Origin of the sequence: Protofrankia sp. Cj3 (assembly GCF_917627355.1) — a bacterium.
In the GTDB taxonomy this organism is placed as follows: Bacteria; Actinomycetota; Actinomycetes; order Frankiales; family Frankiaceae; genus Protofrankia.
The window spans coordinates 9607-20877 of the sequence record NZ_CAKJTR010000058.1 but is presented as its reverse complement, the minus strand read 5'-3'; the positions used below and the strand labels follow the sequence as shown (position 1 = coordinate 20877).

The window sequence follows — 11271 nt, the reverse complement described above, 5'->3', positions numbered from 1 at the left end:
CGGCCAGATCTGGTCGCGTACCCGGAGATCAGAGCGTTACCTGATGGTCCAGTACTGGTCCGCGTTGGACAGGCTGCGCAGGTCACCGCCGTTGCCGAACGTCACGCCCGTCCCGCCGACCTCGATACGCAGATACAGGTTTCCGCCGGAGACGAAGTACTGACCGTCCTTGCCGACGGTGGCGACGCTGGACGCCATCTTCACCGGGACGTCCTGGCCCCAGAACTTGAAGCCGGCCCTGGGGGCCGACCTGCCCGCCCAGGGGATGACCAGGTCGACAAAACCCGGATCGGTCCCGTGGATGTCGAAGTCGAGCGAGCTGAGCGTTCCCCCGGACGGTGGGGTCACCTGGTAGCGCTGGCCTTCGACCACGCCGACGGTGCCGCTGTAGCCGGTGACGCCGTCGGCGCGCTTCCACGTCCAGTGGTCGTCGACCAGGCCGAAGCGCAGGCGCATGAAGCCACGGTCGAGCGGGCTCCAGGTGCCGAAGTCCGCGCCCTGGAAGTAATCCGGACCGACTCGGCTGTAGATGGTCCTGTCCGTGGGTGACCGCAGCAGCGCGGAGTCGTTGTGGATGATCGCCGGTACTCCGTCACCCTTGACCGAACCGTCGAGGTCGGCGAACCAGTGTGAGTGGCCGGATTCCGCCGCTTCGAAGTACGGGCTGTTGCTGGCGAACAGGGTGCGGTACCCGTCGCCGAAGAACTTCAGCCCCTTCACCCGGTTGGTCGCGTCCCAGGTGCTCGCGCCGATGTCGCTGATGGCCGCGAGCCCGGGATCCGCTCCGGCGGACTGCTTGAAGTTGGCGAGCCAGGTCCCGTTCGTGTCGCACTGGCCGTGATAGAAGCGGATCAGCGCCTGGATATGCCCTGTCTCAGTACCGGTGTTGGCGGTGTTGTTGCCGATGAGCAGGCCGTTGTTGATGGCGGTGTCCTGGCAGTTGAGGGCGATGCTGTTGTTCGCGGCGGTGGGGTTGTCGGTCGTGAGCGCACCGTCGATCCACAGCCCGAAGCCCTCGTTCTTCCACACGTTCGGATTGATCATTCGGCCGCGCCGGGTGAAGTCGCCGTTGTAGGCCTCGACGCTGATGCCCGAACCCGGGACGCCTTCCGCCGGGAAGTCGGCGGGGTGGATGGTGTGTGAGTGGGCGGTGCTGTTCTGGTTGAGACCGAACGGTTTGTCGACCGCGTCGTGGATCGCGTCGTCGCTGGCGTTGCCGGGGTCGACCGCGTTCATGTCGAAGTCGTACCAGATACCCACGCCGTCACCGCCGGCCGCGGAGTTGCCGCTCAGGATGTTGTTCGGATCGGTGATCCAGAATTCCGACGGGATCTGGTCCGACGCGCGTAGCGGCCTAGTGCCCGCCGGGACCTGACGGACACCCATCACCAGGTTGTTGGTCAGTACGTTCCCTTCCTCGACACGATCTTCGAGGAAGAAGCCGGCGCCGTAGGTCTCATCGGCCACCACGCCGTTGACATGGACGTTGTTGCTCCGGTGGATGGTGACCATGCGGTTGAAGCTGTCGATGATGCTGACGTTGTCCACCAGCGAGGCGCTCTGGTCGCCGGCCCAGTGCCAGTGGATCGGGTAGCGGGCGAGTACGCCGAACTGGCCCATGTGGTCGAGTTCGGTGTTCGACATGCGCAGCGTGCCGTCTTTCATGATCATGACATGGCCGCCGAACTTCGTCGCCGCCGCGTCATCCGGGCCAGTGATGACGATGTTGTGCGACAGCAGGCCGACCTCGGCCCGCTCCTCGACCGAGCGGGTCTCGCCGCCGGAGGTCTGGGCGGTGACTATCGACGCGTGCCGGTGGGCCAGCGGCCTGTCGATCGTGATTGTTCTGCCGTCCGCGGAAACCCCGGCGACCGTGACACGTTCCTTGTGGTTCACGTCGAGGTCGGAGGAGGCGACGACGATCAGATCGCCGGTACGCCACGACACGGGGTCGATGAGCGAAAGAGTGGTGGCGCCAGCGTTGGCCGTCTGTGACAGTTTCGTCCAGGTATGGCCGGAATCCCTGCCGTGGATCTCGATGCGGCCACCCATCGAGCCCAGGACGTCCGCGCCCATACCCATCGTGTTGTCGGTCGGGCGCCCGTCGAGGATGAGCCTGATGGCGCTGGTGAGCGGGGCACCTTCGGTGCCCATCCAGAAGCTTCCGTGCACCATGATGTAGGCCGTGCGCAGCGTCGTCGGCCGGTCCGCGAAGGCGAGGTCGCCGTCGACCTCCAAGCCTCCCAGTTTGGGTACGTCGACGTCGACGAGTATCCGTCGGCCCGCCGCGACCGTGACGACCGCACCGGCGGCGGGGACTGTGCCCCCCCACGTCGCGGGATCACTCCACTTGGCGAAGGTGCTGAAGTCGGGTGGGGCGATCCCGGGCTGGGCCGGTGGCACCGGTACTGTCGCGGCACCCTCCGACACGGTGGTGGACGCGCCGGTGGCGTCGGGGCTGCGGCTGGCGGTCGGGCTTGTCGGAGCGGTCGGATTCTGACACGCCGCGAGCGCGGACAGCAGGCCGATAATGGCGACACCGGCCGCCGTCATCCTCGTTCGGCGCCGGCTGAATCGGCGGCGTCCGCCAAGAACAGGGAACATCTGGCTACTTCCCTACTTTACATTTGGTAACCGGTCGACGTTCTGACTGCCCCCCCGATCACGTAACGTGACCATGAGCATCATGATAGACCAACAGGCCAAAGGCACCGTTTTGGGATCGAGCCACGGTTGCGGCGCCACGCACTGGGTGGCGGCCGGGTGACCCGCGTCCCCTATTGCCAGTCGCTCTTACGCGGCCGGTTCCGCGACGACCTTGCTCACGATGTGCTCGGCGATCGCCAGTGACGCAGTGGCACCTGGTGACGGTGCGTTACGCACATGCACGATCCGTCCGCGGATCGACAGCACGAAGTCATCCACCAGGCTGCCGTCGCGGGCGACCGCCTGCGCGCGGACGCCCGCGGGACCCCTGACGACATCGGCGGCCCGCAGCTGCGGGACATACCGGCGGGCCTGTGCCACGAACGCGCGTCGGCTGGCCGTCCACAGGATCTCGCGCGCCCCGGTCCGCCAGTGCGTGCGGGCCATCTTGTGGAAGCCTGGCCAGGCGATCGTCTGACGCAGGTCCGATCCATCGACGGCCAGGGCTGTGTACCCTTCCCGGGCGGTCGCGAGCACCGCGTTCGGGCCGACCAGGACCTCGCCGTCCACCCGCCTGGTGAGGTGGATGCCGAGAAAGGGGTACCGCGGGTCCGGCACCGGATAGATCAGCCCTCGTACCAGCTCCCGGCGTTGCGGTCGCAGCAGCCAGTACTCGCCCCGGAAGGGGATGATCCGCGGTGAGGGATCCTCGCCGGTGAGCCTCGCGACCTGGTCGGACTGTAGCCCCGCGCAGGCGATGACGAGGCCGAACGGCCCGGCCGTCTCGGACACCTCCGTCACCGTGCCGCCAGCCCTCGACGCGGTCGCGTGGTTTCCGTTGGGGGCCACCCGGGCCGTCCCCCGCACCCGCAGGCCCAGGTGGACACCGTCACCGCGGTCGTCGACGGATACGACTTCGGCGCCGGTGCGGACCGACCCGCCCGCGTCCCGCACGTCGTCACGCAGCGCACGGGCCACGGCCTGGTAGTCCACGATCGCGGTCGTGGGGGAGCGCAGCGCGGCCACCCCACGGGCATGCGGCTCGTAGCGACGCAGGCCGTCCGCGTCCAGCATGGCCGTGCCCGGGACGCCGTTGGCGCGCGCCCGGTCGGCGATGTCGGCGAGCCTGTCCAGCTCGCTGTCGTCGACCGCTACGACGATCTTGCCGCATTCGTCGTAGCGGATGCGGTGGACGGCACAGTACTCCTTCAGCAGCGCGACACCGCGCCGGCACAGGGTCGCCTTCAGCGAGCCGGGCTGGTAGTAGAGCCCGGCGTGAACCACCCCGCTGTTATGCCCGGTCTGATGGCAGGCGACGTCGTGCTCCTTTTCGAAGACCGTGACGGTCACGCCCGGATCGGCCTGCCCGATCCGCCGGGCCACTGCCAGCCCCACAATCCCACCGCCGATGACCGCGACCTGACCCGCCACGTGTGCTGCCCCCTTTGGTTGTCTGCCACGGTTGGTGTGGCCCGTACCCAGTATCGGCGGATGTGGACGGGTGGTTCGCCCTGGTGGATCCCTGCCGGCTACCCGAAGAAGTGGCCGGGAGGGTATGCCCGGTCGGTGCGGGAGCGCGGCATGCCCCGAAGCGCGTCCGTCAGCGTCCGCGCGGTGTTGACCAGCGGCACATGGCTGAACGCCTGGGGGAAGTTGCCGACCATGCGCCCCAGCCGCGGGTCGTACTCCTCGGCCAGCAGCCCTACGTCGTTACGCAGGGCCAGCAGCCGCTCGAACAGCTCCTGGGCTTCGTGGACCCGGCCCGACAGCGCGTAGTTGTCGGCGAGCCAGAAGGTACAGGCCAGGAACGCGCCCTCACCAGCGGGCAGCCCGTCCACGGCACCGTCGGGGGCGGTCGGGTAGCGCAGGACGAAGCCGTCCTCCATGAGCTCGCGTTCGATGGCGGCCACGGTGCCCACGACCCGTCGGTCCGTCGCGGGCAGGAAGCCGACCAGCGGCATGTAGAGCAGGGCCGCGTCCAGTTCGGTGGAGCCGTAGAACTGCGTGAAGGTGCCGCGGTCGGCGTCGAAGCCACGGACGCAGACCTCGTTGTGGATCTCGGCTCGCAGCGCGCTCCAGCGCTCCAGCGGTCCGGGCAGGCCCGACTCGGTGATGCCCTTGATCGCTCTGTCGGCCGCCACCCAGGCCATCACCTTGGAGTGCACGAAGTCCCGCCGTGGCCCGCGCACCTCCCAGATGCCCTCGTCGGGCTTGCGCCACCCGGTCTCCAGGAAGTCCATCAGCTTGGTCTGCAGGGCCCAGGAGTCGTCGTGACCGTCCACATCGGTCGCCATCCGGGCCACGTGCAGCGCATCGAGCACCTCGCCGTAGACGTCCAGCTGGAACTGCTCGACGGCGCCGTTGCCGACCCGGACGGGTGCGGAGCCCTCGTAGCCGGGCAGCCACGGCACCTCGTATTCGGTGAGCCGGCGCTCACCGCCGACCCCGTACATGATCTGTACTCGAGAGGGGTCACCGGCCACCGCGCGCAGCAGCCACTCCCGCCATGCGGTGGCCTCGCTGGTGAACCCGGCATCGAGCAGCGCGAGCAGGGTGATGGTGGCATCGCGCAGCCAGCAGTAACGGTAGTCCCAGTTGCGGACGCCGCCGATCATCTCCGGCAGCGACGTGGTGACCGCGGCGACGATGCCGCCGGTGGGCGCGTACGTCAGCGCCTTGAGGGTGATCAGGGAACGCCGGACCGCCTCCTGCCACTGCCCGTCGTAGGTGCAGCCGGCCATCCACTCCGCCCACCACGACTCGGTGAGGTCGATCGCCCGACGGACGTCGATCAGGGTGTGCGCCGGCCGGTGCGAGGGGCACCAGGTCAGGGAGAACGGCACGGACTGGCCAGCGGAGACGGTGAACTCCGCGTAGGTGGCCATGTCATGGCCTTCCATCGGCGCGGTGGTACGCAGGGTGACCGCGTCCGGCCCGGCGACCGCGACGATCGTGTGGTCATCCAGCCGCCGCACCCATGGGACGATCGAGCCGTAGTCGAACCGGATGCGGGTCTCGCTGCGCATCCGCACGTTCCCCTCGATGCCTTCGACCAGCCGCAGCACGATGTGCTCGCCTGACCTCGGGTACATGGCGTCGACGATGCGCACGGTTCCGGTCGCCGTGGTCATGTCGGTTTCCAGGACAAGGGTGTCGCCCCGGTAGCGGCGGCTCACCGCGAGCACGGGACCGACCGGAGCGATCTTCCAGTGACCGGAGTCCTCATCGCCGAGCAGTGCGGCGAAGCAGGCGGTCGAGTCGAACCGCGGTAGGCACAGCCAGTCAATCGAGCCGTCCCTGGAGACCAGCGCGGCCGAATGGGTGTCGCCTATCACCGCGTAGTCCTCGATACGGGAGGGCACGGTCTCTCCGGGGTTTCTTGGGGCCTGCGACGACGCGAGGAGGCCGTCCCGACAGATCGCCTCGCGATCCCCGCTGGTCCCCCATGCTCACGTCGTCCCTGGCCGGCTTGGACAGGTCGGTGTGATGAACATCGCTCGCGTTTGCGCGGGCAAGAGCGCTTACCTTAAGGCCTCATCGAAACGGCTAAGTTAGGGGCACGCCGTACTGGTGGCGATCCGGTGACGGATCAAGATCAGGATTGTCGCTGCGCCGCTGCCGACCCCAGCTGACCATCCTAACCGGCCACCCCAACCGCTATCGTTTCTGCCTGATCTCGTCCGAAGGAGGCTCGTGACCTCGCAGGACGTCCCGGAGACCGCTCCACGGGCGAGGGCCCGGCGCTCACCCGAGCCGGCCGCGGCGCGGTTGGCTCGGGCCCTCGTCGACCGGCGTCACCGGCGCTGGGTGCTGCTGGGCGGGCTGGCGTTCGCCGCACTGGCCGCTTTTGGCGTGTATGCCTCGGTCGCCGGACCACCGCCACGGATCGAGGCGGTGGTTTACTTCACCCCCACCGCCACGGACGCGCAGAAGGACGCGGTCCGCGCCGCGTGCCCCACAGCTGGCCAGGCCGTCCAGGAGGCACGTGATCACAACACGGCCCAGTCCAGCCGCGTGTACCCGCTGCGTTACAACGTCACGTACGCCTCGCCAGCGGACAAAGCCATGATCTATCGATGCGTGCACGCCCAGCCCAACGTGATCGGCATCAGCGAGTTCACGGCTGGCGAGTAACCCGTCGGGCACCTGCGCCGGCTGGATATGGCGCATGGATGAGGGGAGCGTGAAGCGGGGAAGCTCTGCCTCTGTCGGGGTTTGCGGGTGTCATGTGTAGCACATGGGTGCTACATTGGGGTATGGAATCGATCGGTATTCGTGAGCTGCGCCAGCACGCGTCCCGCTATGTGGCCCTGGCCAGCAGCGGCCAGCGGGTCGCGGTGACCGACCGGGGCGTCCTGGTGGCCTACCTCGTGCCCGCCGACGCAGGATCGCCGTTGGATCGGCTTGTCGCCGCCGGCCACTACGAGCCCGCGGTCGGAAGCATTCTGGACCTCCTACCGCCGCCCGCCGCGCCTGTCGGTACCCGACCGTTGTCCGCCGTCGTGGAAGAGCTGCGGGACGAAGAGCGCTGGTGATCTACCTTGACACATCGGCCTTCGTGAAGCTGGTCCGGGCCGAACAGGAGACGCCCGCGCTGCGAGATTTCCTCACCGCACGGCGCGGGATGCCGCTGGTCTCCAGTGTGCTTCTGGTTGTGGAGACCAGGCGGGCCGTGCTGCGCGAAGATCCGTCGTTGCTCCCCGATGCCGACCTGCTGCTTACCCGGGTCGGACGGGTGGACATCGCGCACGCCGTCGTCGAGACCGCCAGCCGGCTTCCCGGCGTCGGGCTCCGTTCGCTGGACGCCATCCATCTCGCGACGGCCCTCTACCTGGGGAACGGGCTGGACGGCTTCGTCACCTACGACAGGCGGCTGGCTTCCGCGGCAGGGGAGCAGGGCCTCCCGGTTCGCGCACCCGTCTGACGGCGCGACGCCCTGAGCGGACCCGAGCCACGCGGTGGGTGGCCGCGGCGCAGGGCAGGGGTCCCACCTCGACCTGCGCCAGGCACCGTCCCGGGTGCCGCGCGGCGGAGATACGTTACCCAGCCTCTAGGCTATGGACAGCGGCTGTCACAGCATGTCTCGGCTGTACCTGATCCAAACCGGTCCAAACCGATCCAAGGAGACTTCGAAGTGCCTGCATCTCGTTCCGAAGCCGTGGCCGCGCGCGCCGTCGTCCCGGCCGGGACGACGGCTGCCCAGGCGATCGCCGCTGCGAAACTGCCGCTCGTCGGGCCCAACGCGATCGTCGTGGTCCGCAGTCCTGATGGCGTTCTGAGAGATCTCGACTGGGCTCCCGACACCGATCTCGACGTCGAAGCGGTGCCGATGTCCAGCCCGGACGGGCTGCGCGTGTTGCGGCACTCGACCGCGCACGTCCTCGCCCAGGCGGTCCAGGAACTTTTCCCCAAAGCCAGGCTCGGCATCGGCCCGCCGATCGAGAATGGTTTCTACTACGATTTCGACGTCCTGAAGCCATTCCAGCCAGAAGACCTCGATCGTATCGAGCAGCGCATGCGCGAGATCGTAAAGGTCGGCCAGCTCTTCCGGCGGCGCGTGTTCCTGTCTCCGGCGGCGGCGCGGGCCGAGCTCGCCGACGAGCCCTACAAGCTGGAGCTGATCGATGCCAAGAGCGGTCTTGATCTTGGCGAGGTCATGGAGGTCGGCGACGGTGACCTGACTGTCTACGACAACATAGACCGGGTGACGGACAAGGTCTGCTGGTCTGACCTGTGCCGCGGTCCGCATCTGCCGAGCACGAGACTGATTCCCGCCTTCACGCTCACCCGCAGCGCCGCCGCATACTGGCGGGGCAGCGAGAAGAACCCCCAGCTCCAGCGCATCTACGGGACCGCCTGGCCGACGCGCGAGGCGCTCAAGGATTACCTTCGGATGCAGGAGGAAGCCGCCCGGCGCGACCATCGCCGCCTCGGCGAGGACCTGGATCTGTTTGCGTTCAGCAAGGAGATCGGCAAGGGGCTGCCGCTCTGGCTGCCAAACGGCACGATCATCCGGGACGAGCTCGAGGGATGGGCGCGCGAAACCGAGCGGCAGCTCGGGTACAAGCGGATAGTGACCCCGCATATCACCCGAGAGGATCTCTACTATCTTTCGGGGCATCTGCCGTATTATAACGAAGACCTCTACTCGCCCATCGACATCGAGGGTGAGAACTACTATCTCAAGCCAATGAACTGCCCGCACCATCACATGGTCTACAAGGCGCGGCCGCACAGCTATCGCGAGCTGCCGATAAAACTGGCCGAGTACGGCACGGTCTACCGCTTTGAGCGGAGCGGGCAGCTGCACGGACTGATGCGGGCGCGTGGTTTCACCCAGAACGACGCGCACATCTACTGCACCGCCGAGCAGGCGAAGGATCAGTTTCTCGAGGTCATGCGGATGCATGCCGACTATTACCGGACGCTCGGCATCACCGACTTCTATATGATCCTGGCATTGCGCGATCCGTCGAACACGGCGAAGTACCACGACGATGAGCAGATGTGGGCGGATGCCGAGCGGATCACGCGAGAGGCGATGGAGGAATCCGAGATTCCGTACGTCGAGGAAATCGGTGGGGCCGCGCATTACGGCCCGAAGGTCGACTTCATGATCCGTTCTGTGACGGGTAAGGAGTTCGCGGCCTCGACCAACCAGGTCGACCTCTATACGCCCGACCGCTTTGGGCTCACTTACCACGACTCCGACGGGTCGGAGAAGTCGGTGGTCGTGCTCCACCGAGCCCCGCTCGGCTCGCACGAGAGATTCGTCGCATATTTGATAGAGCACTTCGGCGGGCTCTTTCCCGTGTGGCTGGCGCCAGAGCAGGTCCGGGTCATCCCGATTTCCGACGATCTGCTGAGTTACGCGAACGAGGTGCGGGACAGGCTCCTCCAGGCGGGCCTGCGGGCTGATGTCGACGTGAGTGACAATCGGCTCAACGCGAAGGTGCGGACCGCGATCACGCGAAAGATCCCGTTCGTCGTGGTTGTCGGCCGACAGGAGGTGGCGGACTCGTCGGTGTCCGTGCGGTACCGCTCCGGCAAGGAGGAGCGTATGCCGATAGACACATTCGTTGACCAGGTGCGGGAGCAGGTCCGGGTAAAAAGCCTCGTGGGGTCCGGCTACCTGCGGCGGGAAGCCGCGACGGAATAGCGGCGAAACAGCGCACCAGCCAGCTACGGCCGGTGCCGGGTTACCGGTGGCCGGGCCGTCACAGGTAGAGGCCGGAATGCGGGTCCGGCCGCGTGCTCCGCACCGGTGCCCGGCCGTCGCGGAGCGCGAACAGTTCGGCCAGCGTCATCATCGGCCCGACTCCCTGCGCGGTCCCGAGCCAGGTGACGGCCTCGCCGTGGGGCAGCGGTCCCACCTCGACCTGAGCCAGGCACCTGCCGGGACGCACGATTGCCGGGTGCAGCCGGACGAGATCCTCGTTGGTGGTAAGCGCGACAAGGACGTCCCGCCCCTGCCCGACCAGGCCGTCAGTCAGATTGAGCAGCCGTGACAACGCCTGCCCCGAGGAACTCCGGGTGTCGCCGCGGACGAGCTCGTCGCAGTCCTCGATCACCAGCAGCCGCCATCGCCGCCGGACACCGCCCAGCTCGGCGGCCTGTGCGGTGCCGCGGTCGCCGGGCACCGGATCCAGCGCCCCCCGGCCAGGGCCGTCGCCATCGTGGGCATGGTCATTATCGTCGGAGTCGTCCTCGTCGCTGTCGAAGCCGATCGCGACCTCCATCAGGTATCCAGGGTCGGCGAACAGCGCCTCCGGGTCCAAGACGCAGTCGACCTGGCACCAGCGTCGCCACTCGTGGGCCAGTGCCCGCAGGACGGTGGTCTTTCCGGTGCCAGCCGGTCCGTGCAACAGAATCAGCCGGCCGGCCAGAGCTTCGTGCCGGACAGCCATGAGCCGGTCCAGCGCGTCGCGGGCGCTGCTGGAGTAGTTGTCCCGGATCGAGGCCCACGACGTCGTGGCCGCCTTGCGGGTGGTACGGGTCGGGCCGCGTCGCGCGGACATGTACCAGAAGCCCATCGTGACGGCGCTGTCGACGTCCGATTCGGCGACGGCCTCGCGCACAACTCTGCTGAGTACCGTGCGCGCCAGTTCTTCACTGACCGCCGTCACGGTCACCTCACCGCCGCCGCCGCGCCAGCGCACCGCGCGCAACGTCCAGCCGTCGCCCGCGGCGAGCCGTGAGTCACGCGAGTCTTCGATTACCGTACGTAGTATTTTGGCGTCGGGTGGCAGCAGGGACGCGCCTGAACGGAGACGGTCGATCCGGGCGCTGTGCGCCCACGGCTGTTCCCCCGTCGTGAACGGGGCCAGCGCGAGGGCGTCGACCACATCGTATGGCGTGTCCGAGTCGTCCAGGCCGACCACGAACGGAAGCCCGGTAGCGTGGCCCGCGGACTCCGGCGCGGTGGTGGCCGCGATAGTGGCCCAGTACTCCGGCTGTGAGGCTTTCTGATGAGGGACGGGCACACCACCGATAGTCGACGACCAGCCTCGCCGGCACCACCGACTTCCGGTTTTCGCGGCGGGACTGTGGCTATGTCACCAGCTGGCGGCGATGGTCAATATTTTGATCATGTAGAGCCGGAGCCGGAGCCGGAGCCGGAGCCGG

Annotated in this window: 8 protein-coding genes; 4 read left to right on the top strand and 4 right to left on the bottom strand. The window is 67.7% G+C overall.

The features are described 5' to 3' along the window. Positions 1–36: 36 nt before the first annotated feature. From MJ783_RS10330 to MJ783_RS10320, 3 genes are all read right to left on the bottom strand, one after another. On the bottom strand, positions 37–2553 hold the full coding sequence (locus MJ783_RS10330) for a G8 domain-containing protein (RefSeq protein ID WP_239310176.1): 2517 nt from the start codon (positions 2551–2553) through the stop codon (positions 37–39). Positions 2554–2793: 240 nt separating this feature from the next. Next, the gene (locus tag MJ783_RS10325; RefSeq protein ID WP_239310175.1) at positions 2794–4077 is read right to left on the bottom strand and encodes an L-2-hydroxyglutarate oxidase; all 1284 of its coding nucleotides are present in this window, start codon (positions 4075–4077) and stop codon (positions 2794–2796) included. Between the two features lie 98 nt (positions 4078–4175). Next, complete coding sequence (locus MJ783_RS10320; RefSeq protein ID WP_239310174.1) at positions 4176–6008, bottom strand: glycoside hydrolase family 15 protein; 1833 nt, start codon at positions 6006–6008, stop codon at positions 4176–4178. Between the two features lie 331 nt (positions 6009–6339). On the opposite strand from MJ783_RS10320, the gene MJ783_RS10315 reads away from it, so the two are divergent. The 4 genes from MJ783_RS10315 (at position 6340) to thrS (ending at position 9805) form a co-directional block, all read left to right on the top strand. Beyond that, positions 6340–6780 (top strand): hypothetical protein, encoded by a 441-nt coding sequence (locus MJ783_RS10315; protein ID WP_239310173.1) that lies wholly within the window; start codon positions 6340–6342, stop codon positions 6778–6780. Positions 6781–6902: 122 nt separating this feature from the next. Next, positions 6903–7181 (top strand): type II toxin-antitoxin system Phd/YefM family antitoxin, encoded by a 279-nt coding sequence (locus MJ783_RS10310; RefSeq protein WP_239310172.1) that lies wholly within the window; start codon positions 6903–6905, stop codon positions 7179–7181. Further along, positions 7178–7570, top strand: coding sequence for a type II toxin-antitoxin system VapC family toxin (locus MJ783_RS10305; RefSeq protein WP_239310171.1), 393 nt, complete (start codon positions 7178–7180; stop codon positions 7568–7570). The genes MJ783_RS10310 and MJ783_RS10305 overlap by 4 nt, the downstream gene beginning before the upstream one ends. A 210-nt stretch (positions 7571–7780) precedes the next feature. Next, entirely contained in the window at positions 7781–9805 is a 2025-nt protein-coding gene (gene thrS / locus MJ783_RS10300; protein ID WP_239310170.1) for a threonine--tRNA ligase, read from the top strand. A 58-nt stretch (positions 9806–9863) separates the two neighbouring features. Here thrS and MJ783_RS10295 read toward each other — a convergent pair whose 3' ends face one another. Continuing rightward, entirely contained in the window at positions 9864–11129 is a 1266-nt protein-coding gene (locus MJ783_RS10295; protein ID WP_239310169.1) for a DUF5925 domain-containing protein, read from the bottom strand. Between the last annotated feature and the right edge of the window lie 142 nt (positions 11130–11271).